Raw genomic sequence first — 26,892 nt, forward strand, 5'->3', positions numbered from 1 at the left:
ATCCGCTGGACCCCTGCCCGGCGGGTGAGATCCGTGCCAGGCGGGCAGCGCCCCGTCTGATCCAGCGACGACGCTAGGGAGATCATGTCCAGCTACGGTCCGCCGGGCTACCCCGGTCCGGGACAGCCCGACGACCCCGCCGGTCAGTCCGGTTACCCGCCCCCGGGTTCCGGATACCCGCCTCCGGGCTCCGGTGCCCCTGATCCGACCACGCCCTACTCCTCGCCGTACCAGCCCGGCGGTTACCCACCGCCGACTTCCGGTGGCGGCGCCTACCCACCACCGCCGACCTCGGGTGGCGGTGGCTACCCGCCACCGCCCGGATCGGGTGGTGGCTTCCCACCGCCACCGCTACCGGGTTGGGGTCCGCCGCCGCCCGGGATGCCCGGTGCCCCACCGCCCAAGAAGTCCCGCACCGGGCTCATCATCGGGCTGGTGATCGGCGCGGTGGTGTTGTTGCTGCTGCTCTGCGGCTGCGGTGTGATCGGGTTGTTCGCGCTGACCGACAGCAGCACCTCGACCGCCGGCGAGGAACTGCCGACGGTGGACGTTTCGACCGACACACCCGACGATCAGCAGGGCGAGGACGCCGATTCGGCGCCGCTGCCCGGCGGCAGCGACGACCTGATCGTGGTGGGCGACTGTGTGGTCAACGACGGTTCGGAAGAGGACGCCGTCCTGCGCAAGGTGGCCTGTGAGCCGGGCACCTTCGAGGTGCTGTCCCGCATTCCGCTCACCACCGACACGGAGCGCTGTGACGATCCGATCTTCGGCCACCCGGACACCGACACCACCTACACGCACGACACCGGTGAGCAGGTACTCAACTACGTGCTCTGCATGAAGGAGCTCTGACCGGAGACGTTCTCGACCAGTGACTAGGGCTCTCTAGCGTGACAGCTAGAGAGCCCTAGTCACTGGTCGACCGTCGGGCAGGGCCCGGCGGACGGGCCGTCCGCGGGGCCGGCAGGACGTCGGCCGACACGATCGGGACCTATACCCGGTTCTAGCGCAGACGCTAGACGGCCCGATACGGTGCCAGACATGGATCCGATCCGGAATCCGTACGCCCCCGGCGCCGGCCAACGTCCACCCGAACTCGCCGGTCGCGGCCGCGAGCTCGACGTCTTCGACGTGGTCCTGGAACGCGTCGCCCGAGGCCGGCCAGAGCGCAGCCTGATGCTCACCGGCCTACGCGGGGTGGGCAAGACCGTCCTGCTCAACGCGCTCCGTTCCCAGGCCATCGCCCGGCTCTGGGGCACCGGCAAGATCGAGGCCCGGCCTGACCAGTCGCTGCGCCGCCCGGTCGCCGCCGCCCTGCACATGGCGGTACGCGAGCTCGCACCCCGGCACCGGGCACCCGAGCGGATCGACAACTTTCTCGGCGTACTGAAGGCCTTCGCGCTACGCGCGAACCCGCCGGCCGCCGGCGGACGTGGCAACGCGCAGCCTCGGCTGCGCGACCGCTGGCAGCCGGGCATCGACGTGCCGGCGGCGACCGGGCGGGCCGACTCCGGCGACATCGAAATCGACCTGGTGGAGCTGTTCACCGACGCCGCCGCGGTGGCCACCGACGTCGGCACCGGGATCGCGCTGTTCATCGACGAGATGCAGGACGTCGACCCGACCGACGTCTCCGCGCTCTGTGCGGCCTGTCACGAGTTGTCGCAGCTCGGCGGGCCGCTGATCGTCGTCGGAGCCGGGCTGCCGCATCTGCCGGCGGTGCTCTCCGCCGCCAAGTCCTACTCCGAACGGCTGTTCCGCTACCAGCGAATCGACCGGCTGGACCGAATCGCCGCCGACCAGGCGCTCACCGCGCCGGCCGCCCGCGAGCAGGTCGAGTACGAGGCGAAGGCCCTTGACCTGCTCTACGACAAGTCCGGCGGATACCCGTACTTCGTGCAGGCCTATGGCAAGGCGACCTGGGACCATGCCCCGCGCTCGCCGATCACCGCCGCCGACGTGCGGGTCGCCGCGCCGGAGGCGGAAGCGGAGCTCGCGGTCGGGTTCTTCGGGTCCCGGTTCGAACGGGCTACCCCGGCGGAGCGCGAGTACATGCGGGCGATGGCCGTGCTCGCCTCCGCGGACCCGGGGGACGGCCCGGCACCGGCCGTCGAAGGTGCCGACGACGAGACGGGCGATGGACCGCCGGACCCGGCGGCGACGGCGGACATCGACCCGGCGGTGTCGACCGCCGAGATCGCCCGGTCCCTCGGCCGGAAACCGGCCAGCTTGTCGCCGGCCAGGGACGCCCTGATCAAGAAGGGGCTGATCTACTCGGGCGAGCGCGGCACGGTCGCGTTCACCGTGCCGCACTTCGGCCGCTACCTGCGCACCCAGCCCGGCTGACCACGCCCGGTGCGGCCCGGCACCCCGCCGCTACCCGACAGCTCACCGGTTTGCCGGGTAACAGACCGCCCAACCGGGTATGACAAGGAGCATGAGACCCGTACGCACCACTGCCCGCGCCCTGCTCAGCGGCATCTTCATCGTTAGCGGCGCCCGTGCGGTGACCAGCCCTGCACCGTACGCCGACCGGGCCAAGACGGTCACCGACCGGGTCGCTCCGATGATCGAACGGGCCGCGCCCCGGCTGCCGACCGATACCGAGAGTCTGGTCCGGCTGCACGGTGCCACCCAGCTCGCCGGTGGCCTGCTGCTGGCGACCGGCCGGCTGACCCGGCCGGCCGCGGCGGTACTGGCGGCCTCGCTGGTGCCCACCACGGTGACCGGCCATCCGTTCTGGTCGGCGACGGAACCGACCGAACGACAACTCCATCAGGTGCACTTTCTCAAGAATCTGGGCCTTCTGGGCGGGCTGCTGCTCGCTGCGGCCGATACTGAGGGTCGACCGGGCCTACGCTGGCGGACCAGCCGGGCCGTCCGGCAGAGCCGGCGGTCGATGCATCGGAGCCGGCAGTCGGTGCGCCGGGCGGTGCACTCGGCGCGTCGGGACGCCCGGATCGCGGTCCGGTCCGCCGTCACCGCCCGGCGACTGCCCGGGTGACCGATAGATCCGCCGAACGACGACCCCGATCGATGGCCGGTAAAATCGGACTTCAGCGCGTAGTTGGGCACCGAAAACCACGAAACAGATAGAACACAGCACACAGCGTTAACAAGGTGGAAATATCGCGAACTAGTGTGGGATCGGACACGGTAGGGTAACGCGCCCGCCTCCGGACGCCGATGCGTTCTAGGCTCGGACCGGCACTGGGGCAACTCTGCACTCAACGACCGGGGGTGGGTAGATCATGGTGGCGGACGTCCGTTCCCGGGTCCGTCGTCTCGCTCCGCTGGGTCGGCGTCGTCTCGCACCGCTGCGCCGTCTGGTACGTGACGTCGAGCGCGGCACGCTCGTGCGCATCGGCCTCGTCGCGCTGACCTGCTACGCCGCCTGGTATGCGATCGGCATGTTCGGCCGACCGTACAACTTCTTCGACATGCGCATCTACCACGGCGCGATCATGTGGTGGGCCAACGGCGGCGACCTGTACGCATTCATCGCGCCGGAAACCACCCTGGGCTTCACCTACCCGCCATTCGCCGGCCTCACCATGCTGCCGATGGCGGTTGTTCCGATGATCACCGCCGGCTGGCTCAACATCGCATTCGGTATCGCCGCCCTCACCATCGTGCTGGCGGTGCTGCTCAGCCCGATCGCGGACCGCTGCGGTTGGCCGCGCTGGTTCACCGTCGGTCTCGCGGTGCCCCTCGCGGTGGCCATCGAACCGTCCCGGGAAACCCTCGGCTACGGGCAGGTGAACCTGCTGCTGTTCGGCCTGATCATCGCCGACCTGGTCGCGTTGCGCTGGCGCGCCGCGCCCACGTCGCACCGGCTGGCCACCGGCGGCCCACTGCGCCGGATCTTCTTCAGCGGCATCTGGGCCGGCGCCGGCATCGGTCTGGCCAGCTCGATCAAGCTGACCCCCGCCCTGTTCATCGTCTACCTGCTGATCACCAGGCAGTGGCGGGCGGCCGCCACCGCGATCGGCACCGCCGCCGCGGTCACCGTCGGCGCGATGATCGTCGCCGCCGACGAGTCAGCCACCTACTTCACTTCGGTGCTGTGGGACACCGGCCGGGTCGGGGTGTCGGACATGACCCCGAACCAGTCGCTGGCCGGTCTGCTGGCCCGGCTCTACGACTCGATGGAGACCCCCGGCCTGCTCTGGATCTCTTTCGCCCTGCTGTTGCTGGCACTCGGGCTGTCCCGGGCCGCCCACGCCCACGCCGACGGCGACGAGTTGACCGCGTTCACCCTGATCGGCCTCACCGCCAACGTGATCAGCCCGATCAGCTGGTCGCACCACCTGGTCTTCGTGATCCCGGCGATCATCGTGCTGGCCGACGCGGCGCTGCGGCGACGCAGCGCCAGCAAGGGGCTGATCTCGCGGCGTACCTACCCGCCCACTGGCGCCGGTATCAGCGGCGTGGCCGGCCTGCGGACCCCGATCTGGTTCCCCGCTCTCACCGGGATGCGGCACGCCACCGCCGCGATCGCGCTCTACCTGCTCTTCCTGGTGTCACCGATCTGGCCGTACGAGCACCAGTTGCCACAGGTCTCGCACTACCACGACGGTCTGTTCGGCGTACTGATGGAAAACTCGCTCGCCCTGGCACTGATCACGCTCGTCGCGGCACTGCCGTGGCGGCCGGGAGCCGAACCGGCGTTCTACACCGACCCGCGACCGCAGATCCGGCACCGCCAGCCGGCCGGTCCGACCGGCACCGGGCTTGCCGATGCCCGGACCGGCACCAGGCAGTCCGATGCCCGGACCTCCGGTCAGGTCAGGGACAGTTGACCCATTCCTCGGTGCCGTCGGCGAAAATCTGCCGCTTCCAGATCGGCAGCCGGGCCTTCGCCTCGTCGACGAGCCGGGCGCAGGTGGCGAAGGCCGCCGCCCGGTGCGCGGTGCTGACCGCCGCCACCAGGGCCACGTCGCCGACGGCAAGCGGCCCCAGCCGGTGTGACACGGCGACGGCGTGCACCGCCGGATCGGCGGCCACCTCGTCGGCGACCTCCCGCAGCACGTCCTCGGCGCTGGGATGGCCCTCGTACTCCAGGCTGAGCACCGACCGGCCGTGGTCGTGGTCGCGGACCACGCCCTGAAAGGAGACCACCGCGCCGGCCCGTGAGTCGGCGACCGCCGCCGCGTGGGCGGCCAGGTCGAGCGGTTGCGAGGTCACTGACACCAGAACAAAAGGTCGGGTGGTTGGAACGGTCACGGCAGACGCTCCCCGGGCAGCAGTGGCAACGGTACGACGGGCACATCGTCGTCGGGGCGGCCGCTGCCGCCCGGCGGGATCACCGCGAAGCCGGCGGCGGCGGCCAGCCCGCGCAGCATCGCCGACCCGACGTGCCGCAACGGGTACGCGGTACCGGTCACCGGATCGACCCGTACCAGGGCAAGGTGGGTGAAGTCGCCACGGCCCGGTACCGCCGCCCCCAGCCGGTACCGGGTCAGCGTCGGCAGCGGCCTGCCCTGCAGTCCGGCGAGCAGCGGCGCGACCAGTGACGCCAGGGCGACGATCGCGGACTGCGGGTTGCCGGGCAGCCCAGCGACGAACCGGTCCCGCCCGTCGGCACCAGTCACCCGGGCGACCAGCATCGGGAACCCCGGTCGGACCGCGACCGTGTTGACCACGTACTCGGCACCGAGTTCGGCCAGCGCCGGATGCAGGTGGTCCACCGGGCCGTGCATGGTGCCGCCCGTGGTGCAGACCAGATCGGCGCCGGCCAGCGCCGACCGCAGCCCGTCGACGTGCGCGGCGAGGGTGTCGGCGACCGGCCCGGTCACCGCCTCGGCAGGCAGTTCGCAGCCGTACCTGCGCAGCCATCCGGGCACCGCCGGGCCGAGCGCGTCGCGCACCCGACCGGCGCCGGGCGGCCCGGTGGTCAGCAGTTCGTCGCCGAACACCAGCAGGCCGGCCCGGATTCGCTGATACACCGGCAGATCGTCGTAGCCGCAGGAGGCGGCGAGGCCGATCACCCCGGGGTCGACCGGCGTACCGGCCGGCAGCAGCTCCTCGGCGGCCGACGCCTCTTCGCCGGGCGAGCGCCACTCCGGCTGCGGCCGCGGCTCGCCGCGTACCAGTCCGGTGTCGTCGCGCGTCGACTCCTCGACCCGCAGCACGCTGGTGGCCCCGGCAGGGACCATCGCGCCGGTGGCGATCTGCACCGCGGTGCCGTCGTCGGACAGTTCCGGCGGCACTCCGCCGGCCAGCACCCGGCCCACCACCCGCCACGGGGCGCCGCCGCGTACCGCCCAGCCGTCGACGCTGGCAGTGCGGAAGGCCGGCAGGTCGGTCAGGGTGGTCAGCGGCCCGGCGAGGGTGGTCCCGTCGGCCTGCGGCAACGGCAGCCGGACCGGCGGGCGGCGGGCGGCCCGGCCGGCGGCGTGCACCAGGGCGCGGGCCTGCCCCCAGTCGACAGGTGGATGCCCGGCGGCCGGGGCGGCCGTGCCGGTCGTCGGTTCGGCGCTCACCGGCCGAGCCTATCCGCCGGCCGGCCACGGCCGGGGGTGCCGGTGGCGTCGACCGGGCCGGGGTGCGGTGGCGTCAACTGCGGGGGTGGTCGCCGCCGGCCAACTGGTCGAGTGCGTGGCGCAGGATCGGCCCGAGCACGGCCAGGCCGTCGCGGGCACCGCCGGTGGAGCCGGGCAGGTTGACGATCAACGTACGACCGGCAACCCCGGCGATGCCCCGGGACAGCGCTGCCGTCGGCACCGCCGACCGGCTGACCGCCCGGATCGCCTCGGCGATCCCCGGGATCTCGTAGTCGAGCACCGAGCGGGTCGCCTCCGGGGTGCGGTCGGTAGGGGTGATTCCGGTGCCGCCGCTGGTCACGACCAGATGGACCCCGTCGGCGACCGCCCGGCGCAGCGCCTGCGTCACCGGTTCGCCGTCGGCGACGACCAACGGTTCGTCGACCTGGCAGCCGAGGTCACGCAGGCCAGCGACCAGCAGCGGACCGCTGGTGTCGGAGTAGACGCCGGCGGCGGCGCGGTTGGAGGCGACCACCACCCGGGCATGCGGGCTCACGACCGGCCCGCCGGGCGGTGCCAGTCGCCGGTCTTGCCGCCCTCCTTGGAAAGCAGCCGGACGTCGTCCAGCACGGCGGCCGGGTCGACTGCCTTGATCATGTCGATCAGGGTCAGCCCGGCGGTGGCGACCGAGGTGAGGGCCTCCATCTCGACCCCGGTCCGGTCGGCGGTCCGCACCGTCGCGGTGATCTCGATGGAGTCCGCGGTCAGCGCCAGGTCGACGACCACACCGTGCAGCGCGATCGGATGGCACAGCGGGATCAGGTCGGGGGTGCGCTTGGCACCCATGATGCCGGCGATCCGGGCGACGGCCAGCGCGTCGCCCTTGGGTAGGCCGTCGCGGCGCAGCAGTTCGATGACCTCGCCGGTGGTACGCAGTCGTCCCGCTGCCACGGCACGGCGGACGCTCGGCGGCTTGGCGGTGACGTCCACCATCCGCGCGGCGCCTGTCTCATCGACATGGGTCAGGTTCGGTACCTCGGTCACCTGAACGAGCCTATCGAGCAGACCAGTCGGCCCTGGCTCGACCGCCACGGTTGGCGGCAGAGTTGGCATCGGGCCGGTGGTACCGGCGACCTGCCGGCCCGGATGTCACCTCCCAACTTCTCCACCGAGCCGCACTTCCGGATTACCTTCGCGGATACCTACCACAGCTCTCAAATCGTGCATGCCTAAGGAATCCATAAGGTTATGAGCGAACCTGTTCGAGTGCATTCCGTCGGCGATCAATAACCAACGGTGACAAACTCCCGCCATCTTCACTAATCATGCGCATATGGACATTTATCCGTATGCAAGTGCCATATCGCAACTCTATGGTTCTCCTGTCAGCAAGAGCCGGCAGCAACAACTGCCCAATCGAGTGGAGGGGAAGAGCATGCGCAGCAACGAATGGTACTGATACTGTCGTCTACCGATGACGAGCAGTAGTTCTGCGGGACACGCAGCGCAACAAGATCAGGAACGGGTGTGACCCGCATAGTTCGACGCGACAACGAGACCGATCGGCAGCTGGTGCTGCTCGTCGGTCTCGTCGCCGTTTGTGCGGTGGCCGTCGGCGCCTCGTCGCTCTACCTTGTCGCCGGGTCACTGGTCAGCACTCCCGACGAATTGGCGCTCGTCGCCGCCCTGATCTTCCTCGCCGCGGTCGGGGTCACCGTAAAATGGTTCGTCCGTATCCGGTCGACGGCCCACGCCATCGCCTGGAGCGAAGTCGCCATCCTGGTCGGACTCGCGGTGGCACCCGCCACCCTGGTGGTGCTCTGCACCGGCCTCGGTGTCGGCCTCGCGATGATCGTGCAACGGATAGCCCGGATCAAGGCGATCTTCGCCGTCGCGAAGAACATGCTCGTCGCCGCCGCCGCTGGTGCCGGCCTGCACACGCTGAACTGGGATCCGGAGCTGGCGATCTACAGCGCGGCGTTCTTCGGGCCACTCGTCACCGCATATGTAGTGGCGGTCGTGCTCGACGAGGTGCTCACCATCCCGGTCATCGCCCGCGCCACCGGAACCGGGCTCTGTGCCATCTTCCGGCACAACCTCGGACTCCGGGTCTCCAGCGCGGTGATCCGGTTCCCGTTGATCGTCGCCATCCTGCTGATCCTCAAGGCGGACCAGTGGCTGCTGGTGACGATCCCACCGGTCGTGCTCTGCATCCACCTTGCCTACGCCGGACATGCCAGGGCCCGCGACGACCAGCAGGCCTGGCAGCGGCTCGCCCGGGCCACCGACGCGCTCAACGTCGTCGACCTCGACGCGGTGCTGTCCATCGCTGTGGTGCAGGCCGCCGACCTGTTCTCCACCGACCGGGTCGAGGTCGAACTCAACGAACCTGCCCGGCTGGTCCAGGGCAACAGCGACGGTGTGCAGTACGACGGCCCCACCGGCAGCGCCCCCACCCCGCACATGCGGACCGTGATCGCCGTACCGCTCGCCGGTCCGGGCAGCACCCTCAGTGTCGGCACCCTGCGGCTCTGCCTGACCGGGCCGGTCAAGTTCTCCGACCGGGAGCACTACACGCTGCGTACCTTCGCGTCCGCGCTGTGCACGGCGGTCCGCAACGCCTCGCTCTACCAGCAGTTGAACCAGGTCGCCGAACGGCACGCCCGCGAGGCCGCACAGGACGAACTCACCGGGCTGGCGAACCGGCGCCGGTTGATGGAGCACGGCGTCGAACTGCTCGGCAGCCGGCGCACCAGCGGGATCACCGCGCTGCTCCTCGTCGACCTCAACCACTTCAAGGAGATCAACGACACGCTCGGCCACGGCGCCGGCGACAAGGTGCTGATCCAGGTCGCCCGGCGACTGTCCGCGAACGTGCAGCCCGGTGACCTGGTCGCCCGGCTCGGCGGCGACGAATTCGCCGTACTGCTGACCACACTGCCGGCTCCCGCGATCGCCGCGCACCGGGCGGACGCGCTACTCGCCGCGATCTGCGAACCGATGGAACTCGACGGCATGCGGATGAACGTCGAGGCCAGTGGCGGCATCGCCGTCGCACCGGGCAGCGGCGGAATGGCCGAACTGCTGCGCCGCGCCGACGTGGCGATGTACCAGGCGAAGCGGTCCGGCGGCCGGACCGCCGTCTACGCCCGCAGCCGGGACACCGCCGACGTCGGTCGGCTGGCGCTCGGCGGAGACCTGCGTCGGGTGGTCGCCCAGCACGAGTTCAACGTCGACTTCCAACCGATCGTCGACCTCGGCACCGGGGAGGTGATCGCCGCCGAGGCGCTCGCCCGCTGGCAGCACCCCGACCGGGGGCGTCTCGACCCGAAACGCTTCCTGGAGACCGTCGAACGCTCCGGTCTGCTCCCCGCCTTCGCCGACGCGGTCCTGGAGCAGTCCCTGATCGCCGCCGCCACCTGGCACGAAGCCGGCTTCGCGCTGCCGGTCGCGGTCAACCTGTCCCCGCGCAGCCTGCTCGACCGGCGGTTCCCCGGTGCCGTACTGGCCCGGTTGCAGGCCCACGACGTCCCGCCCGACCGGCTCATCCTGGAGCTCACCGAGACCCTCACCCTCAGCCAGCTCGAAGTGGTCGACCAGGTGCTCGGCCAACTCCGCGACGCCGGAGTACGGCTCGCCCTGGACGAGTTCGGCACCGGCTACTCGTCGCTGTCCATGCTGTCCCGGGTGCCGGTGCACGAGCTCAAGATCGCGCGTTCGTTCGTAATGAGCATGGAGACCTCCTCCGAGGCGGTCGCCGTCGTCCGGTCGACCGTCGACCTCGGCCGCAGCCTCGGCCTGGCCGTCGTCGCCGAGGGTGTGGAGAGCGAGCCACAGCGTCGCGCGCTGTGGACGATCGGCTGCACCGCCGGTCAGGGACATCTGTTCGCCCGACCGATGCCGGCCCACCGGCTGCTCACCGCGCTGCAGTGCGGTTCCGGCGGCCGCCCCGGCAACCTGGCCAGTCCACTGCACGACGAAGGCGCCGTGATCCGGATCGGCCAGACCCGCCGGGCCGGCCAACGGCACCGGAACGAGAAGGTACCGCACCTGCCAGCCTGACCGTTCTGTCAGACTTGCCGGCGTGACCGTCACGGCGGCCGGATCCGCAGCTCGCCAGCGCCGCCCGGCTGGCCCGGCCCGGCGGTGGCGGGCTGCCGCCGCCCGCCGCTGGCTGCAACTGGACCGGGGCGCCGGTGGCCTCGTCGGCGACCTGACGCTCTATCTGCTCTCCGCAGCCTTCGCGGCAGTCACGGCGGTCGCCTCCACTCTCGCCCCACACCGAGCCTGGGGGGCCGTCGCCGTTGTCGGATACGCGGCCGCCGCCCTCGTCGTGGTCGGCCAACTCGCCGTCCGACGCACGGCCCGCCAGCGGCTGACCGGCGGCGGCACCGGCGATTGGCAGCCCACCGGCAGGGCCACCCGGACGTGGCTGACCGGCGGCGCCGCCCGCGCGTGGCTGACCGGAGTCACCTGGGCGGCGGTGGTCGCGGTGCCCCTGGTCATGCAGGCCGAGCAGCGGGCCGATGGACGCACCGACCGGGCCCAGGAAGAGGTGGTTGTGGTCGACGACGGCGGCGCCTCCCGGCTACTCGCCGACGGCAGCCCGTACCTGTCCGAACAGCAGATCGCGGCGCTGCCGGCGGACGAACGGCTGCTCGGCTACCTGCCGTACCAGCCCGGGATGGCGATCTTCGGGCTGCCCCGGGCGCTGGCCGGCACCGGTTGGTGGACCGACGCCCGGATCTGGTTCGCCGTCGCCACCGTCGCCGCCCTGGCCGCGGCCCTCGCCCTGGCGCGCCGCCGTGCCGGCCCGGCCGGCGATCGGGTACTCGTGCGCGCCGCTCAGCTCAGCACCGTACTGCCGATCGCCGCGCTGGCCATGAGCACCGGCGGCGACGACCTGCCGGTGCTGGCCCTCGCCCTGCTCGCCCTGGTGCTCTGCACCGGCGGCCGGTACGCGGCGGCGGGGACGGCCATCGGCGCGGCGGCCGCGCTCAAGCTGTTCGCCTGGCCGATCCTGCTGGTGCTGCTCTGCCACGCCGCCACCCGCGATCGACGGGCCGTGGGGCGGGTCGCGGCTGGCGGGATCACCCTGCCGCTGCTCGCCCTGGTGCCGGTGGCGGTGGTCGACCACGCCGCGCTGATCCACAACGTGCTCGGCTTCCCACTCGGTGCCGGCATGGTCTCCAGTCCGGCTGCCTCGCCGCTGCCCGGCATGCTGATCTCCACCTGGATGCCCGGCGGGCGGATCGTCGCTGGCGGGTTGCTGCTGGCCGTCGGGCTGGCCATCGCGGTACGGCTGGTCCGCCGGCCGCCGCGAACCGCCGCCGCGGCGGCCCTGATCTGCGGCCTCGGCCTGCTGGCCGCGACGCTGCTGCTGCCGTCGACCCGGTTCGGCTACCTGCTCTACCCGGTCGCCCTGTTCAGCTGGGTCCCCGTGCTCCGGGTCGCCGAGGTGCAGGCGCAGGCATTCGCGCCGGACCGTGACGAGCCGTTGCCGCCGTACGGGCCAGGCCGGTGATGCCCCGGGGATCGACGGCACCGCTGGTCCTCGCCGCGGTAGCAGTCGGCGGCGCGGTCGGGGCGGCCGCCCGCTTCGGCATCGCCGCCGGCTGGCCGGGCCCGGTCGAAGCCGGACCGCCCTGGCCGACCCTGGTCACCAACCTCGTCGGATGCGCGTTGATCGGTGTCCTGATGCGGGTGGTCACCGCCGTGCCCCGGCCGCACCGGCTGCTCCGGCCGTTCCTCGGTGCCGGCGTACTCGGCGGCTTCACCACGTTCTCGGTCCAGACCCTGGAGGTCGCCGACCTGCTCGCCGCCGGACGGCCCTGGCTGGCCGGCGGCTACACGCTCGGCACCCTGGTGGGCGCGCTGGGCGCGGTCTGGCTCGGCGGCGCGGCGGCCCGGCCGCTCGCCGACCGGCTCGCGCGGCGGGTCCGGTGACCTGCCCCGACCGCTCGGAAGGTACGGGATGAGTCTGCTCCTGGTGATGTGCGGCGGGGCGGTCGGCGCGCTGGTTCGCTACCTCACCGACCGGGTCGTGGTGGGACTCGGCCGGCCCAGCTTCTGGGGCACCTTCCTGGTCAACCTGGCCGGGGCCGCGCTGATCGGCCTGCTCGCCGGAGCCGGACTGGCCGGGGGCGGCTGGCCGGCCCGGCTGCTCGCCACCGGCCTCTGCGGCGCGCTGACCACCTACTCGACCTTCGCCTACGAGGTGGTCCAGCTGGCCGGCGGCTCCGGCCGGGAGCGTTGGACGGCCGCCGGCTACGCCACCGGAACCCTGCTGGCCGGATTCGCCGCGCTACTGGTCGGCCGCCTGGCCGGCGACATCCTGGCCGGGTGACGGCGACCGTCGGTGTGGAAAGGGTGACGCCGACCGTCGGTGTGGAATCCGCCGACCGCGCGGCGGGCGGGCGGGAAACGGCGTACACCTTGAAGACATGGAGATGGAGTACCGGGACCGCCGCGACGCAGGGGAGCAGCTGACCGGGCAGCTGGCGCAGCTGCGGGGACGACCGGACGTTGTCGCCCTCGGGCTGTTGCGGGGCGGGGCACCGGTCGCGGCGGTGATCGCCGACCAGCTCGACGTGGCGTACGACGTGCTGGTCATCCGCAAACTCGGCCTGCCGTCGGCGGCCGAGGTCGCCTTCGGCGCGATCGGGCCGGGCGGGGTGCGGGTGCTGAACCCGGAGATCGCCGACCAGCTCGACCCGGGACAGATCGCCCGGATAACCGCCGAGGAGACCATTGAGTTGCGCCGCCGCGAGCAGCTGTTCCGGGGCGACCGGCCGCCGCTGGACCTACATGGCCGGACCGCCGTCCTGGTTGACGACGGGTTGGCCACCGGCGCGTCGGCCCGGGCGGCGGTCGCGGTGAGTCGAAGCCTCGGTGCGGACCGGGTGGTGCTGGCGGTGCCGGTCGGCTCGGCCGAGGCGATCGCCACGCTCCAAGCCGTGGTCGACGAGGTCGTCTGCCCCCTGCGACCGACGGACTTTCGCGCCGTCGGTCGTTACTACCAGGATTTCCACCAGGTGTCCGACGACGAGATCGCCGCGTTGCCAGTCGGCAGGTGAGGATCGGAGCCGGTACCGTCGAGTCATGCAGATGAACTGTCCCAAGTGTCACGGCGCCATGCGGCAGTACGAGCGCAGTGGGATCACCGTCGACCAGTGCACCGAGTGTCGCGGCATCTTCCTGGACCGGGGCGAGCTGGAGCGACTGCTGGACGCGGAGGCAGCCTGGAACGGTGGTGCCGGCGGCCAGCAGTCGGGTCAACCACCCCGCCCGGCACCGAGTCCGGCCGGCGGTTATCCGCCGCCTCCGCCGCCACCGCCGGTGCACCATCAGCCCGGCTACCCGCCGCCGGCCCCGGCCTACCCGCCGGCTCCCGCGTACGGGCACCACGGCTACCACGGACACTACCGGCACAAGCGGCAGAAGAGCTTTCTCAACCAGCTCTTTGACTGAGCCTGTTCCCCGGCGGTCCGGAACTGCGCTGGTCCGGGCCGCCGCGCGGCCGGCAGCGCGGCGGCCGTCCCGGGCAAGGTGGCTCAGATCGCCATGTCGACGAACCGGGAGAGGTGCAGCTGGGCGGCGACAGTCACCGTGTCGGTCGGCCCGTTACGGTGCTTGGCGACAATGAAGTCCGCCTCGCCCGCCCGAGGCGACTCCTTGTCGTAGTAGTCATCTCGGTGCAACAGAATGACCACGTCCGCGTCCTGCTCGATCGACCCCGACTCACGCAAATCAGACAATTGCGGCCGCTTGTCGGTACGCTGCTCCGGGCCACGGTTCAACTGACTGACCGCGATCACCGGGCACTCGACCTCCTTGGCCAGCAGTTTGAGCCCACGGGACAGATCCGCGACCTCCTGCTGACGGCTCTCGGTGCGTTTCGGTGAGGTCATCAGCTGCAGGTAGTCGACGACGATCATTTTCAGGTCGTGCCGCTGCCGAAGCCGCCGCGCCTTGGCCCTGATCTCCATCAGGTTCATGTTGGGCGTGTCGTCGACGAAGAGCGGCGCCTCACTGATCTCGCCCATCCGACGAGCCAGCTTCGTCCAGTCGTCGTCGGAGAGCTGGCCGGAGCGCAGGACATGCAACGGCACCTTCGCCTCGGCGGAGAGCAGCCGCATGACGATCTCCACCTTGCTCATCTCCAGCGAGAAGATCGCGCTGGCGTGGCCGGCCCGGATCGCCGCGTTGCGGGCGAAGTCCATCGATGCGGTCGAGTTGTGCGTCGGGATCATCGTCCGGCCGGCGAGATAAAGATGGTCAGGGTTGTCCACGGTGACGCAGCGCACCGGCACGCTGCGGACCGGTCGGATCGAGGTGACCCGTCGCTGCTGGTCGTCATGAGTGTGGATGGTCACCGTGTAGACGCTGGACGGCGAGGTCATCCGGCCCTGGACGGTGCCTGCCGACACGGTGCAGTGCAGACCGAGGCTCGCCACCAACTCGCGTACCGTCTCAACCATCAGACGCGAAGTGGTCCGGTACTCGTCCAGCCCGCCGGGGTTGCGGGTGCCGGCGGTGTCCAACAGGCCGGTCAGCAGCGCCCGCCGCTGCCGCTCGGAACTGCGCAGGTACGCGTCGGGGATTCGCCGGTCGGCCTGGCGGTGGTCGGCAGCCGGGTCACCACCGGCAAGATCGACCCCCAACTGGTACGGCGGCACCGGCAGGTCGTCGCGGTCGGGCAGCGCCAAGGCGTGGCAGTTCGTGACGGTGACCTCGGGGCGCTCCGCTGGTGACCGGTCGAGCAGGTCCAGGATCTCTTCGGTGGTCAGTACCTGGGTGGACCGTGCAGGTGCGGACTGGGCCGGTCGTGGCCCGGACCGGCCGGCCGACGCCAGAGCGGCCGAGACCGGCACCGGGGTGACAGCAGCCAGCGCCGCGCCGGCCGCTACCGGTACCGGCACGGCGGGCCGATGCGTCACCTGCCAGAGGTGGTCACCGTCGGCGACGATCACCGAGCCGTCGGAGAACTCGACCTGGTAGGACCGCCCGCCGAGCAGGACGGCAGAGGTGCCGACGACCGTGGTGGGTCGACCGGTGGCGTCGAGTAGTCGGTCACCGACCACGACCTCACCCATGGTGGTCCAGCCGGTCGGGGTGGGCAGCGGGGTGTCCAGCGCCAACGCCTTGCCGAGGCCGGGTCGGCCGGCGACGATGATCAACTGTCCGGGGTGCAGCCCGTTGAGCAACCGGTCCAGGTCAGTGAACCCGGTGGGCACCCCGGTCATCATGCCGGCCTGGGCACCTACCGCCTCGATCTCGTCGAGGGTCGGCTGCAGCATGTCGGCCAGGACCGCGAAGTCCTCGCTGACCCGCCGTTCCGTGACGTCGTATACCGCCTGCTGAGCGAGATCGACGACGTCGTCGATGTCCCGGCCACCGCCGGCGGCCGAACCGTACCCGAGCTGCACGATCTTGGTGCCGGCCTCGACGATGCGGCGCAGCACCGCGCGCTCGGCCACGATCCTGGCGTAGTAGGAGGCGTTGGCCGCAGTCGGCACGCTTGCGATCAGGGTGTGCAGATACGGCGCACCACCGATCCGGCCGAGGTCACCCGAGTTGGCGAGCGCGGCGGAGACGGTGATCGCGTCCGCCGGCTCGCCTCGCCCGTACAGGTCCAGCACCGCGTCGAAGACCGTGGCGTGGATCGGGCGGTAGAAGTCATGCGGTTTGAGGATCTCCACGACGTCGGCGATGGCGTCCTTGGAGAGCAGCATTCCGCCGAGGACACACTGTTCGGCGGCGACATCCTGGGGCGGCGTGCGGTCGAAGGGCTCACCGCCGGTGGGCGGACCGGGTGGCTTAACCGGTGGGCCGGGCGGGCCGGTCGGGCGGGCCGGTGGCCGGGGCTCGGTCTGCAGGTCGTCCGTGATGGACATCCGGGCGCCCCCCTTCACTACATCACTGCCGCGAGTCAACTGCGCGGGTACGACATCGTCTGCTCGTGCGTCGTCGACGACCTGCGGTCGGCCCACCAGGGACCGGGCGACCGGGGGGCGTCGCATCGGCGTGGGAGGGCTCCGGGAAACGATACGGACTTGCGGCGGCATGCCCAAACACGGCGGTGGATGAACCTCTGGACAAGCTGTGGACAGGATGGCGCAGGCTGTGCACAACCTTGTGCACAGCCTGTGGAAAACTCGCCGCCAAGCCGGCGATAAGCCCTCTGAGCTGGGACTTCGCGATCCACAGCCGGTGGACAATAATCTGCACCGGGCTGCCCGCCGGGCTACCGGCTACTATCGGGCGGGAACTGATTCGCCGGCCCAGCCGATCACGGCTCGATAGCGAAGGGGCGAGGCTCCGGCGGTGGACTACCGGGAGTGGGAGTACGGCGACCGCCCTCCACGCGAGCGGCGGTCGGCTGCCCGGTGGCCCGACGACACCGATACCGACCCGGTCACACGCTCTCGTCGACCGCAGCGCTACGACCCGACCGAGGATGACGAGGCACCACGCGGCCGGCGCCGCTACGAGGACCGACGCGGCCGCTACGAGGACCGACGCGACGGTGCGCGGCACCAGGCCGACCGGGGCAGCCCGGCTACGGACCGGTGGGCGCTGCCCGCCGGCCCGACCCCGCCAACAGGTGAGCCGGTCCATCGGGATCCGCCGGCTGGCCACGCCGGGCGGCACCGCGACGAATCGTGGCAGATTCCTGAGCAGCCGGTACGGGGCCGTCGGTCCCGTGACCGTCCGGCGCTGCCAGCGGCCGGGCCCGAGATCGACGCCCACGACTGGGACCGGCCTCGGCGGGCACCGGGCCGGCGCCGCGCGGCCGAGGACCCGATCTCCGGCAGCCCGGTGTCCGGCGATTCGGCGGGCTGGCGGCGTGAGCCGCCCGATAGTCGTTCCGGTCCGGTGTCGGGCGCAGGTCCGCTCGACCCGGACGGTCCAGCCACCGCGCCGCCCGCGACCTGGTCGAGCGCGCCAGCTCGATGGTCGACGCCGCCGAGTGATCCAGGTGACCCTGGTGACCGGGAGGGTTACGGCGGCCGCAGTCGCCGATCGTCTCGTCGTAGCGGCCAGCCGTCCGACGCTGACCGGCCCGGTCGCCGACGGCGCGACCGCGACGACATCCGGCGTCGCCTCGACGACGACCACGCTGCGCAGTGGCTACGCGACGACGAGCCCGCCAGCAGATGGTCCAGCGCGACGGACCACACCAGCGAATGGTCCCGGGATGCCGACCACACCAGCGAATGGTCCCGGGGTGCCGACCACACCAGCGAATGGTCCCGGGGTGCCGAGCGCACCGGCGGGTGGCCGCGAGGTGCCGAGCGCACCGGCGGGTGGCCGCGAGAGGCGGACCAGGCCGGGCGATGGGACCGGCCGGCCCGCCGCGAGATCGAACCGCCCCGGCGGGAGTTCACCGACGAGACCGGCACCTGGCCGCGGGCCGCGTCCTCGCCGCGGGCGATCGGCGCGGGCCCGGCGCAGCCGCCCACCCGTCGGGCCCGGGAGTTGGGCCGCGGGGCGTACCGCCCGGAACCGGTCGACAGCTGGCGCGAGATCGGCGACCAGACCGATCAGTGGCACCGGGGCGACGACCCGGAGAGCTGGCCGGCCGGTAGCCGCACCGGGGCGCGCAAGAGACGCGCGGCCGAGGTCGGCGACGTCGCCGACGTCCTTCCGCCGGTCGATCCGTGGCCGCAGGTCGAGCCGGGCCGGGAAGGCACCTTCTGGTCGGGGACCCGGCTGGCCGCAGACGACCCCAGGTGGGTGGAGACGCCGGCTTCGGCACCCCGGTCACCGATCGCCCTGCCGAGCGCGCCCCGCTCCCGGGTGCTGCCCGAGCAACGACCACGGCCGCGGTACGAGCCCCCGTCGCAGCGGCGGTTGACGTACCGGATCGACGACGAACTGATCGACGCCGACCAGGGCGGCTATCTGTCCTCGCTGCTGTACACGGCTGCCTGGTACGCCCTGCCGGTGGTGGCGTTTCTGATCTGGAGCCTCACCCTGGACGGCACCCCGGCGACCAACGACTGCGTTCTCGGGGTGGACGGCGACTGCCTCTCCGCTCGGGCACAGGCGATCAACTCGCTACTGGCCGCTGCTCCGGCCTTCGCGTACGCGTTGATGATCTCGCTGGTCCTGGCGGTGACGATCAGGTGGGTCAGCGGCACGTGGCGCGCCTCGAGTGTCGGCCTGGCGGCGGCGGTGATCGGCGGCGGCATGTCGACCGTACTCGCCAGCGCTATCACCGGCCAACCGATCGGCTGACGCCGGATCTACCGGGCGGGTCCCGGATCCCCGACTGTTCGCGCTGGTCGTCGCGGGTGCCGTGCTCCTAGGATCGACCGGTGTTCAGCCGCAGCCAGAGGATCAACCTGACCGTGACCGGGCCACTGCTCGCCGTACTGGCGACGGTGCTGGTGACCGGGTGCGGCGCGGCCGGCGACGACGCTGCGGTCGATGACGGCCCTACTGCCAGCGGGGCGCCGTCCGAGGCGTCGTCCGGTACCGCCGTGCCGGCCGCTACCCCGTCGGATGGCACGCCACCACCGTCCGGCGCGGCGGGGCTGGGTGCGGCACCGATGCCGTCGAAGGCTCCCGACCGGCCGCCGGTGGCCGGTCCGGCAGCCGGCAACCCCGACGGACGAGCTCAGGTGCCGGCGCGGGCCCGCGCGGTGGACACCAGCCGGCCGACCCGCACGATCGGCGACGGTACGTCGGCCAGCTGCACCTCCCAGGCGGTCGTCGAAGCGGTCGCGGCCGGCGGAATCATCACCTTCGCCTGCGGGCCTAAGCCGGTGGTGATCACGATGGACCGGACGGCGAAGGTCCGCAACGCGGCCAGTCGGCAGGTGGTGCTGGACGGCGGCGGGCTGGTCACCCTCAGCGGCGGCGGACAACGACGAATTCTGTACATGAACACCTGCGACGAGGCGCAGGGCTGGACGACCTCGCACTGCAACGATCAGGACCATCCCGAACTGGTCGTGCAGAACCTGACCTTCGCCGACGGCGATTCCACCGGTGAGCAGGTCGACGGTGGTGGCGGCGGCGCAATCTTCGTCCGGGGCGGCCAGTTCCGGGTGGTCAACTCCCGGTTCGTCGGTAACCGCTGCGACCCGACCGGACCGGACCTCGGGGGCGCGGCGATCCGGGTGCTGGACCAGTGGCAGGACCAGCCGGTGTACGTGGTGCAGAGCACCTTCGGCGGGGCGCCCGGCGACGGCGGGGTGTGTGCCAACGGCGGAGCGTTGAGCAGCATCGGTGTCTCGTGGACCGTGCTGAACAGTGTGCTGACGCACAACTCGGCGACCGGCAACGGTGCGAATCCAGCCAAGCCCGGCACCCCGGGCGGCGGTAGTGGCGGGGCGATCTACGCCGACGGCAACCGGTTCACCGTCTCCATCGCCGGCACCGTCATCGCCGACAACGAGGCGCGGGAAGGTGGCGGGGCCATCTTCTTTGTCAGCAACGACCGGTCCGGCACGCTCGAACTGACAGATTCAGTGCTGCGCCGCAACACCAGTCACGGTTTCGCCACCGCCGGCTACCCGGGCATCTTCTACCTCGGGTCTGGGGATCCGGTCGTCGTCTCCAGCACTTTGCGCTGAACATGGTTCAGGGGCCACACCGTCTGGTGTGACCCCTGAGCCGGATGTCTCGCGCGCTGTGCCTGCCGGAGCTACCGGGCCTGCAGCACGCTGAGGTCGAACTTGGCGGTGACGTCCGGGTGCAGCTTGACTTTCACCGGGTAGGTGCCGACCGACTTGATGTGGCCGGGCAGTTCCAGCCGCCGCCGGTCCAGGACCGGACCACCAGCGGTACGGACGGCGTCGACGACCTCGGCCGGGGTGACCGAGCCGAACAGTCGACCGCCTTCGCCGGCCCGGGCGGTCAGGGTGACCTTCAGGCTCTCCAGTTGACCTCTGACCTCGTTGGCGTGCCCGAGGTCGCGGATCTCCCGGGCGGAACGGGCCCGCTTGATCGAGGTGACCTGCTTCTCGGCACCCTTGGTCCAGGAGATCGCGAACCCTTGGGGGAGCAGGTAGTTACGGCCGTAGCCGTTCTTCACCTCGACGATGTCCCCGGGGGAGCCGAGCCCAGACACCTCCTGCGTGAGGATGATCTTCATATCGGTGCCTCCGCTCAGCGGGCCGTCGTGGTGTACGGCAGGAGCGCCATCTCGCGGGCGTTCTTGACCGCACGGGCGATCTGCCGCTGCTGCTGGGAGGTCACTCCGGTCACCCGCCGGGCACGGATCTTGCCCCGGTCGGAGATGAACTTGCGCAGCAGCGCGGTGTCCTTGTAGTCGATGTAGGTGATCCCGTCCTTGTCGAGCGGGTTCACCTTCTTCTTCGGCTTGCGAAGTGCCGCAGCCTTGGCCATTGCTCGTGCTCCTGGTTTGCGATCGCGGGCGTTGGAAGCCATATCAGAATGGAGGTTCCTCGTCGAAGTTCCCGCCGCCCGAACGGGCGGACGAGGCGGCCGGCGCGGCCGTGGCCCATGGGTCGTCGAAGCCGCCGCCCTGGTTGCCACCGCCGCCAGAGCCGCCAGAGCCGCCGAAGCCGCCACCGCCGGAGCGGGACATCTTCTGCACCTTCGCGGTGGCGTACCGCAGCGACGGGCCGATCTCGTCGACTTCCAACTCGATGACGGTCCGCTTCTCGCCCTCACGGGTCTCGTACGACCGCTGCCGCAGCCGACCCGAGACGATCACCCGGGCACCCCGCTGGAGCGACTCGGCGACGTGCTCCGCCGCCTGGCGCCACACCGTGCAGGAAAGGAAGAGCGGCTCGCCGTCCTTCCACTCGCCGGAGGCGCGATCCATGTACCGGGGGGTCGAGGCCACCCGGAACTTGGCGACCGCTGCTCCCGACGGAGTAAAGCGCAACTCAGGGTCATCGGTCAGGTTGCCGATGACCGTAATGGTGGTATCTCCTGCCATGACCATCTCCTCGCGCACTCGGTCGACGTCCTCGTCACCAGGCTGCCAGAGCCGTGTGACAGGACCGACGAAGGCTGTCGGGCGGACCGGTGGGACGCGGTCAGCGCGTCTCCGGCCGAATGACCTTGGTGCGCAGCACCGACTCGTTGAGTCGCAACTGGCGGTCGAGCTCGGCGACAGCATCCGGGGTGGCCTGCAGATCGATGACCGCGTAGATGCCTTCCGCCTTCTTGTTGATCTCAAAGGAGAGGCGACGGCGGCCCCAGACGTCGAGCTTCTCGACCGAGCCTCCGGCGGTGCGGATCACGTTGAGGTACGTGTCGAGCGAGGGCGCGACCGTACGCTCTTCAAGGCTGGAATCGAGGATGACCATGATCTCGTAATGACGCAAGACGTACTCACCTCCTGTGGGCTGACGGCCACGGTCCTTCCGTGGCAGGAGGTCCAGCGTCGTGACGCCGACGACCAGTCAGGCAACTGACGTCGACGTAACCGGACAAGAATAGCCGGCTGAGCGTACGAGCCGCGGGGCGCCCCCTGTCCGCATTCTTTGGGTGGGACCTGGGGAGGAACGACCACACCGACGAGGTTGGACGTGAGGCGCCCCGCGGAGCCTGTGCAGTTGTGCGCTGGTCAGGGCAGGTGCTTGAACCTCTGCCCGTGTTGCACAACTATAACCCTTATTGCCGCTACAGACACGCCTATCACGGCAATTAGCGCAAGGAGCGCCAATAGTCCGATTGGATGATCTTGTCCGGTCAGACCGGCGAGCCAGGAGGCCGCCACACCGTGCGCGAGCGACAGTTCTATCGGCACGTACTCTCCCAGCACGAACGTCGGTGCCGGTCCCAGCACGAAGACGTCGGTGCCGGCGCCGACCGGCGGAGACACCGGGCCGGTTCTCTACCCGGAGCAACGACCGCGGGTGGCGGCGGTGACGCGACCGGCTCGCCGGACGGGCCGGCCCCTGTCCACCGGTACGAACCGGTGGTCGGCGCGAGCCGCCGGTGCCCGGATCGTCAGGCTTGCCACGTAGGCTCGGCCCATGCGTATCGGAGCCCACGTCGACCCCAGCGACCCGCTCACCGCAGCCGCCGACCGCCGGGCAGACGCGGTCCAGTTCTTCCTCTCCGACCCGCAGGGCTGGAAGGCCCCGCAGCCGCGCACCGACGCGGATCAGCTGGCCAGCTCGGACGTGGACCGGTACGTGCATGCTCCGTACGTGATCAACGTCGCCACCTCGAACAACCGGATCCGGATTCCGAGTCGCAAGCTCCTGCTGAGCCATGCCACCGGTGCCCGCCAGGTGGGGGCGAAGGGTCTGATCGTGCACGGCGGCCACGTCAGCCGGGGCGACGACGCGGCGGTGGGTTTCGACAACTGGCGCAAGACGTTCGCCTATGCGCGGGACCAGGGCGGCTTTCCGGTTCCGGTACTGATCGAGAACACCGCAGGCGGCGAGAACGCCTGCGCCCGACGGTTCGACGCGCTGGCCCGACTGTGGGACACGATCGGCGAGTTCGGTCCGGGTTTCTGCCTGGACACCTGCCACGCCCACGCCGCAGGTGAGGATCTGCTCGGCATCGTCGACCGGATCAAGGCGATCACCGGCCGGATCGACCTGATCCACGCCAACGGGTCCAAGGACGCCTTCGACAGCAGCCGGGACCGCCATGAGAACCTCCAGGCCGGCATGATCGACCCGGAACTGATCGTCGCGGTGATCCGATCCGCCGACGCGCCGGTCATCGTCGAGACTCCGGGTGGCACCGACGGCCAGGCGGCGGACATCGCCTTCCTGCGTGATCGGCTGGGGCAGCAGGACACGACCCGATGACCGGCAAGCGAGCAGCCGCCGACGGCGACCAGGCCAGCACGGCCGACCCGGTCCGCCCCGACCCGGCATCGACCAACGGCACCGAACAACAGCTCGACGAAACGACAGCGGGCCGGCCGGAGGCCGAGCCGACCGACGACCCGCCGGAAACCAAGCCTGAGCCGACCGACGACCCGCCGGAAACCAAGCCTGAGCCGACCGACGACCCGCCGGAAACCAAGCCTGAGCCGCCTGCCGATCCGTTCACTGCGTTCGGTCCCGCGCCGCAACGCCCGCCGGGTCGGCTGGTGCGGGCCCGGCGGGCCGTCGTCCGGGTACTGATCCACGAATGGAGCCTGGCCACCGTCGCGGCGCTCGTCGTCGCGGTGGCGATGACCTGGCCCACGCTGCGCTACCCGCTCTACACGATCCCGCAGGACACCTGGGATCCGACCTTGCAGGCCTGGCAGATGGCCTGGTCCGGGCACATCCTGCTGACCGACCCCACCCAGCTGTGGCAGTCGAACACCTTCTACCCGCAGTCGTGGAGCTTCGCCTTCTCCGACACCCTGCTCGGCTACGCGCCCGCCGGCATGATCGGAGAAGGGCCGGTAGCGGCGGTCCTGCGCTACAACATCATCTTCGTGCTGGCCCACGCGCTGGCGGCGCTCGGCGCGTACGCGCTGATCCGCCAGCTCGGCACCGGGCGGACCGCGGCAGCCGTCGGTGCGGCCGGCTACGCGTACGCGCCGTGGCTGCTGTCCCAGGCCGGGCACCTGCACATCGTCTCCAACGGTGGCATCCCGTTGGCGCTGGCCATGCTGGCCCGGGGGCACGGCTGGTCACTGCGGTACGGCTACCGACCGCAGCGGCGCAGCGTCAGCTGGGCGCTGGCCGGCTGGCTCACCGCGGCCTGGCAGGTGAGCCTCGGATTCGGTATCGGACTGCCGTTCATCTACATCCTGGCGGTCATCTGCCTGGTCTCACTGGCCATGTACCTGGTCCGGCGTACCTGGTTCTGGCCGCAGCGGAAGCCGTTCGGAGCCGTACTGCTGCTCACCGACCTGGCCGGCGGCGCGCTGTTCACCGCCGTCGGGGTGCTGCTGGCGATCCCGTACTTCCGGGTCGCCGAGCTGCACCCGAACGCCGCCCGGACCATGGACGACCTGGCCGCGTACTCGCCGCCGGTGTCCGGGTTCTTCACCGCGCCGGCGGAGTCGCTGATCTGGGGCGACCGGCACGCCGACGCCCGCGCGGCACTGCCCTGGCATCCGGAGATGACCCTGCTGCCCGGCTTCGTGCTGTACGCGCTGGCGCTCGCCGGGCTGGTGCTGTCCATCTGGACGTGGCGGCAACGGTTGTTGCTGCTCGCCGGGGTGCTGCTCACCGGGATCCTGGCGATGGGCAGCAGCTTCTTCGACGGCACCTACAGCTACGGTCTGCTCTTCGAGTACGTACCCGGCTGGGACGGGATTCGCACACCGGGCCGGATGATGTTGTGGACCACGCTGCTGCTGGCGATCCTCGCCGCCGGCGCGGTGGCGGCGTTCGTCGGCCGAGTCGACGACATCGCCCGGCAACGGGTTACCGAACGGCCCGGCGCGCTGCTGCGGCTGGCTACCCTGCTGCCCCTGCTGCTGGTCCTGGTAGAGGGGCTGAACGTCACCCCGCACCCGGAGGTGCCCGAGCAGCCGCAGATCATGCGGGTCGACGACGGTCCGATCCTGGTGCTGCCCAGCAGCCAGAATCTCGACCAGCACGTGATGCTCTGGTCGACGACCCGGTTCCAGCCGGTGGTGAACGGCGGCAGCGGCTTCACTCCGGACCAGTTGGCCGAGGTACGGGAGGTCACCCGGACGTTCCCCGACCGGTCCAGCATCGGGTACCTGCGGGAGCTGGGCGTACGCACCGTGGTGCTCCGGCGTGACCAGGTGCTTGGCACGCCGTGGCAGACCACCGTCGACCTACCGGTTGACGGGCTCGGCATCGACCGGGTCGACATCGGCGACACCGTCGTCTACCGGCTGTGATTCTCCGGCTGCCGACCGGGGTTCGCGTTCGTCGTTGAACCAGCGGCGGACCCTGGGCACCCAGCCGGCGTCCGGCGCGCCGTCGAAGACGCCACCGTCCGGGTCGTCGGAGTAGTTGCGGCGCACGACGTCCTGCTCCGGCTGGAGGATGTCGCGGATCACGAACACGCACAGCGCCACCACCGTGCCGAGCCGCAGCGTGGCGGCCAGCACGAAGACCCCTTCCGGAATGACCTGGCTGCCGGTCGCGGTGCCGAGCAACTGCCCGTAGAAGGCGAGGAAGTAGCCGACCTCGGCGGCCTGCCAGGCGAGGAAGGCACCCCAGCGCGGCCGGGCCAGCACGATCAGCGGCAACAGCCACAAGGTGAACTGCTGTGACCAGACCTTGCTGAAGATGAGGAACGCCGCGACCACCAGGAAGGCCAACGCGGCCAGCCGGGGCCGGCGCGGCGCGAACACTCCCAACGCGCCGATGCCGAGGCAGGCCAGACCGAACAGGACGTACGACAGGGTGTTCAACGTCGGAATGTGGTCGCTGAGCCACTGGAACGGGCCCTGGTCGCCGGGCGTGCCACCGGCCCACTTGCCGTCCAGGTAACGTCCGATGTACCAGAGCGTTCCCCAGTCGATCGGCCGTTCGGAGTTGAGTTCGAAGAACCGCCGCCACCCGTCGTGGGCGAAGAGGTAGACCGGCAGGTTGACCGCGACCAGGGTGCCGACCGCCGCGACGATCGCGGTGGCGGTGGCCCGGATCCGGGCCGACCGCAGGCCGAGGACGAGGATCGGTCCGAGCAGAAACAGCGGCCACATCTTGGCGGCGCCGCCGATGCCGAGCAGTACGCCAGCGAGCAGTGGGCGTTGCCGCACCCAGGCGAACAGGCCGAACATCGCGAACCCGATCGGCAGCATGTCCCAGTTGACGGTGGCGGTCAGCACCAGCGCAGGGGCGAGGGCGAACATCGCGGCGTCCCACGGCCGGCGGCGGCGCAGGGCGAGGATCGCCGCCACGGCGGCCACCCCCAGCGCGCAGAGCACCAGGGCGTTGGCGTTGTAAAACCACATCGCCTGGTTGAGCTCGGGCCGGTCCGCGCCGAGCGCGTGCACCGGCAGCCCGAGTACGCCCATGAAGTAGCCGGTCACCACCGGGTACTCGACAGGGTGGTCGAAGTAGGGGATCTTGCCTTCGTTGAGCCCTTCGGCGTAGTAGAGGGCGAGCACGTCGGTGTAGCAGAACCGGGTGTACTGGACGTTGTCCTGCCAGGCACCGTCCATGCAGGGCGACTTCTGCACCCAGTGCGCGGCGAGACTGAGGCAGATCAGTGCGAGCACGATCCGGGCGGCGGTCCAGAACCGGCCGGGCCGACCGGCGGCACGGTCCTGCCCGGCGGCGTGCCGGCCCAGCGGACCACCGATCGCTTCAGAGAGGCCGCGGACGAACCGGTCAGCGCGCGACGGGTGGTCGACTGGCGGCCGCTCGACCGTCTCGCCCTCGGCTGCGGTGGCCGGTCCGGGTTGCTCGGCCCGCTCAACTCCATCGATACCGTTCGGCGAGTGCACGCTCATGAACAGGCATCCTGCCGTACTCGACCTGCTTTCGTCTGCCCAGGACCGGCATGTCGAGTTCAGCTAACTACCGCG

At 71.0% G+C, this 26,892-nt stretch carries 24 protein-coding genes and 1 pseudogene; 14 read left to right on the forward strand and 11 right to left on the reverse strand.

Features of this window, described 5'->3' with window-relative positions:
- The first annotated feature begins 84 nt into the window (after positions 1-84).
- The 4 genes and pseudogenes from O7610_RS21560 to O7610_RS21575 form a co-directional block, all read left to right on the forward strand.
- Entirely contained in the window at positions 85-855 is a 771-nt protein-coding gene (locus tag O7610_RS21560; protein ID WP_281552309.1) for an LppU/SCO3897 family protein, read from the forward strand.
- A gap of 189 nt (positions 856-1,044) precedes the next feature.
- Positions 1,045-2,349, forward strand: coding sequence for an ATP-binding protein (locus O7610_RS21565; RefSeq protein ID WP_281552310.1), 1,305 nt, complete (start codon positions 1,045-1,047; stop codon positions 2,347-2,349).
- 91 nt (positions 2,350-2,440) lie between these two features.
- Positions 2,441-3,007 (forward strand): DoxX family membrane protein, encoded by a 567-nt coding sequence (locus O7610_RS21570; RefSeq protein ID WP_281552311.1) that lies wholly within the window; start codon positions 2,441-2,443, stop codon positions 3,005-3,007.
- Between the two features lie 247 nt (positions 3,008-3,254).
- A pseudogene (locus O7610_RS21575) lies at positions 3,255-4,739 on the forward strand (glycosyltransferase 87 family protein); the annotation flags it as partial.
- 52 nt (positions 4,740-4,791) lie between these two features.
- Here O7610_RS21575 and O7610_RS21580 read toward each other — a convergent pair.
- The 4 genes from O7610_RS21580 to moaC all read right to left on the reverse strand — a co-directional run bounded on the left by O7610_RS21580 (position 4,792) and on the right by moaC (position 7,532).
- Complete coding sequence (locus tag O7610_RS21580; protein WP_289213663.1) at positions 4,792-5,199, reverse strand: molybdenum cofactor biosynthesis protein MoaE; 408 nt, start codon at positions 5,197-5,199, stop codon at positions 4,792-4,794.
- Positions 5,200-5,225: 26 nt separating this feature from the next.
- Positions 5,226-6,488, reverse strand: coding sequence for a molybdopterin molybdotransferase MoeA (locus O7610_RS21585; protein WP_475049744.1), 1,263 nt, complete (start codon positions 6,486-6,488; stop codon positions 5,226-5,228).
- Between the two features lie 73 nt (positions 6,489-6,561).
- The gene (locus O7610_RS21590) at positions 6,562-7,068 is read right to left on the reverse strand and encodes a MogA/MoaB family molybdenum cofactor biosynthesis protein (RefSeq protein WP_281555766.1); all 507 of its coding nucleotides are present in this window, start codon (positions 7,066-7,068) and stop codon (positions 6,562-6,564) included.
- Complete coding sequence (moaC, locus tag O7610_RS21595; RefSeq protein WP_289211707.1) at positions 7,041-7,532, reverse strand: cyclic pyranopterin monophosphate synthase MoaC; 492 nt, start codon at positions 7,530-7,532, stop codon at positions 7,041-7,043. The genes O7610_RS21590 and moaC overlap by 28 nt, the downstream gene beginning before the upstream one ends.
- Before the next feature lie 483 nt (positions 7,533-8,015).
- Here moaC and O7610_RS21600 point away from each other — a divergent pair, with 483 nt between their 5' ends.
- The 6 genes from O7610_RS21600 to O7610_RS21625 all read left to right on the forward strand — a co-directional run bounded on the left by O7610_RS21600 (position 8,016) and on the right by O7610_RS21625 (position 13,958).
- Entirely contained in the window at positions 8,016-10,550 is a 2,535-nt protein-coding gene (locus tag O7610_RS21600) for a putative bifunctional diguanylate cyclase/phosphodiesterase (protein WP_281552314.1), read from the forward strand.
- A gap of 112 nt (positions 10,551-10,662) precedes the next feature.
- Positions 10,663-12,012, forward strand: coding sequence for a glycosyltransferase 87 family protein (locus O7610_RS21605; protein WP_281555767.1), 1,350 nt, complete (start codon positions 10,663-10,665; stop codon positions 12,010-12,012).
- Positions 12,012-12,434 carry a fluoride efflux transporter FluC gene (locus O7610_RS21610; protein WP_281555768.1) on the forward strand — a complete coding sequence of 141 codons (423 nt, stop codon included), beginning with the start codon at positions 12,012-12,014 and terminating at the stop codon, positions 12,432-12,434. Before O7610_RS21605 ends, O7610_RS21610 begins: the two co-directional genes overlap by 1 nt.
- 28 nt (positions 12,435-12,462) lie before the next feature.
- Positions 12,463-12,834: a fluoride efflux transporter FluC gene (locus O7610_RS21615; RefSeq protein WP_281552315.1), complete on the forward strand. Its 372-nt coding sequence runs from the start codon at positions 12,463-12,465 to the stop codon at positions 12,832-12,834.
- 97 nt (positions 12,835-12,931) lie between these two features.
- Positions 12,932-13,564, forward strand: coding sequence for a phosphoribosyltransferase (locus tag O7610_RS21620; RefSeq protein WP_289211708.1), 633 nt, complete (start codon positions 12,932-12,934; stop codon positions 13,562-13,564).
- A 25-nt stretch (positions 13,565-13,589) separates the two neighbouring features.
- The gene (locus tag O7610_RS21625; RefSeq protein ID WP_289211709.1) at positions 13,590-13,958 is read left to right on the forward strand and encodes a TFIIB-type zinc ribbon-containing protein; all 369 of its coding nucleotides are present in this window, start codon (positions 13,590-13,592) and stop codon (positions 13,956-13,958) included.
- An 83-nt stretch (positions 13,959-14,041) separates the two neighbouring features.
- Here the strand turns inward: O7610_RS21625 and dnaB are convergent, their stop codons facing one another.
- Positions 14,042-16,384, reverse strand: a complete 2,343-nt coding sequence (gene dnaB / locus O7610_RS21630; protein ID WP_281552318.1) for a replicative DNA helicase — start codon at positions 16,382-16,384, stop codon at positions 14,042-14,044.
- Between the two features lie 430 nt (positions 16,385-16,814).
- Between dnaB and O7610_RS21635 the strand changes: the two genes are divergently transcribed.
- Positions 16,815-18,731 (forward strand): hypothetical protein, encoded by a 1,917-nt coding sequence (locus O7610_RS21635; RefSeq protein WP_289211710.1) that lies wholly within the window; start codon positions 16,815-16,817, stop codon positions 18,729-18,731.
- Between the two features lie 80 nt (positions 18,732-18,811).
- Complete coding sequence (locus O7610_RS21640; protein ID WP_281552320.1) at positions 18,812-20,074, forward strand: hypothetical protein; 1,263 nt, start codon at positions 18,812-18,814, stop codon at positions 20,072-20,074.
- 71 nt (positions 20,075-20,145) lie between these two features.
- Here O7610_RS21640 and rplI read toward each other — a convergent pair whose 3' ends face one another.
- The 5 genes from rplI to O7610_RS21665 form a co-directional block, all read right to left on the reverse strand.
- On the reverse strand, positions 20,146-20,595 hold the full coding sequence (gene rplI, locus O7610_RS21645; protein WP_281552321.1) for a 50S ribosomal protein L9: 450 nt from the start codon (positions 20,593-20,595) through the stop codon (positions 20,146-20,148).
- Positions 20,596-20,609: 14 nt separating this feature from the next.
- The gene (gene rpsR / locus O7610_RS21650) at positions 20,610-20,849 is read right to left on the reverse strand and encodes a 30S ribosomal protein S18 (protein WP_091551811.1); all 240 of its coding nucleotides are present in this window, start codon (positions 20,847-20,849) and stop codon (positions 20,610-20,612) included.
- Between the two features lie 43 nt (positions 20,850-20,892).
- Positions 20,893-21,426, reverse strand: a complete 534-nt coding sequence (locus O7610_RS21655; RefSeq protein ID WP_281552322.1) for a single-stranded DNA-binding protein — start codon at positions 21,424-21,426, stop codon at positions 20,893-20,895.
- Positions 21,427-21,508: 82 nt separating this feature from the next.
- Complete coding sequence (gene rpsF / locus O7610_RS21660) at positions 21,509-21,799, reverse strand: 30S ribosomal protein S6 (protein ID WP_123606670.1); 291 nt, start codon at positions 21,797-21,799, stop codon at positions 21,509-21,511.
- A 242-nt stretch (positions 21,800-22,041) separates the two neighbouring features.
- Positions 22,042-22,299 (reverse strand): hypothetical protein, encoded by a 258-nt coding sequence (locus O7610_RS21665; RefSeq protein ID WP_281552323.1) that lies wholly within the window; start codon positions 22,297-22,299, stop codon positions 22,042-22,044.
- 154 nt (positions 22,300-22,453) lie between these two features.
- Between O7610_RS21665 and O7610_RS21670 the strand changes: the two genes are divergently transcribed.
- Complete coding sequence (locus O7610_RS21670) at positions 22,454-23,245, forward strand: deoxyribonuclease IV (protein WP_281552324.1); 792 nt, start codon at positions 22,454-22,456, stop codon at positions 23,243-23,245.
- Positions 23,242-25,254 carry a procyclic acidic repetitive family protein gene (locus tag O7610_RS21675; protein WP_281552325.1) on the forward strand — a complete coding sequence of 671 codons (2,013 nt, stop codon included), beginning with the start codon at positions 23,242-23,244 and terminating at the stop codon, positions 25,252-25,254. Before O7610_RS21670 ends, O7610_RS21675 begins: the two co-directional genes overlap by 4 nt.
- Here O7610_RS21675 and O7610_RS21680 read toward each other — a convergent pair.
- Positions 25,189-26,817: a glycosyltransferase family 87 protein gene (locus tag O7610_RS21680; RefSeq protein ID WP_281552326.1), complete on the reverse strand. Its 1,629-nt coding sequence runs from the start codon at positions 26,815-26,817 to the stop codon at positions 25,189-25,191. The two genes, O7610_RS21675 and O7610_RS21680, sit on opposite strands and share 66 nt — an antisense overlap.
- Positions 26,818-26,892: the final 75 nt, after the last annotated feature.

The sequence above is a fragment of the Solwaraspora sp. WMMA2065 genome (genome assembly GCF_030345075.1).
Taxonomy (GTDB): domain Bacteria; phylum Actinomycetota; class Actinomycetes; order Mycobacteriales; family Micromonosporaceae; genus Micromonospora_E.

What these genes read in the sequence shown, in the direction of transcription:
- O7610_RS21620 (WP_289211708.1), top strand. Translation starts at nt 12,932, where the DNA reads ATGGAGATGGAGTACCGGGACCGCCGCGACGCAGGGGAGCAGCTGACC.
- O7610_RS21570 (WP_281552311.1), top strand. Translation starts at nt 2,441, where the DNA reads ATGAGACCCGTACGCACCACTGCCCGCGCCCTGCTCAGCGGCATCTTC.
- rpsR (WP_091551811.1), bottom strand. Translation starts at nt 20,849, where the DNA reads ATGGCCAAGGCTGCGGCACTTCGCAAGCCGAAGAAGAAGGTGAACCCG.
- dnaB (WP_281552318.1), bottom strand. Translation starts at nt 16,384, where the DNA reads ATGTCCATCACGGACGACCTGCAGACCGAGCCCCGGCCACCGGCCCGC.
- O7610_RS21615 (WP_281552315.1), top strand. Translation starts at nt 12,463, where the DNA reads ATGAGTCTGCTCCTGGTGATGTGCGGCGGGGCGGTCGGCGCGCTGGTT.
- O7610_RS21680 (WP_281552326.1), bottom strand. Translation starts at nt 26,817, where the DNA reads ATGAGCGTGCACTCGCCGAACGGTATCGATGGAGTTGAGCGGGCCGAG.
- O7610_RS21675 (WP_281552325.1), top strand. Translation starts at nt 23,242, where the DNA reads ATGACCGGCAAGCGAGCAGCCGCCGACGGCGACCAGGCCAGCACGGCC.
- O7610_RS21560 (WP_281552309.1), top strand. Translation starts at nt 85, where the DNA reads ATGTCCAGCTACGGTCCGCCGGGCTACCCCGGTCCGGGACAGCCCGAC.
- O7610_RS21625 (WP_289211709.1), top strand. Translation starts at nt 13,590, where the DNA reads ATGCAGATGAACTGTCCCAAGTGTCACGGCGCCATGCGGCAGTACGAG.
- rplI (WP_281552321.1), bottom strand. Translation starts at nt 20,595, where the DNA reads ATGAAGATCATCCTCACGCAGGAGGTGTCTGGGCTCGGCTCCCCCGGG.
- O7610_RS21670 (WP_281552324.1), top strand. Translation starts at nt 22,454, where the DNA reads ATGCGTATCGGAGCCCACGTCGACCCCAGCGACCCGCTCACCGCAGCC.
- O7610_RS21565 (WP_281552310.1), top strand. Translation starts at nt 1,045, where the DNA reads ATGGATCCGATCCGGAATCCGTACGCCCCCGGCGCCGGCCAACGTCCA.
- O7610_RS21610 (WP_281555768.1), top strand. Translation starts at nt 12,012, where the DNA reads ATGCCCCGGGGATCGACGGCACCGCTGGTCCTCGCCGCGGTAGCAGTC.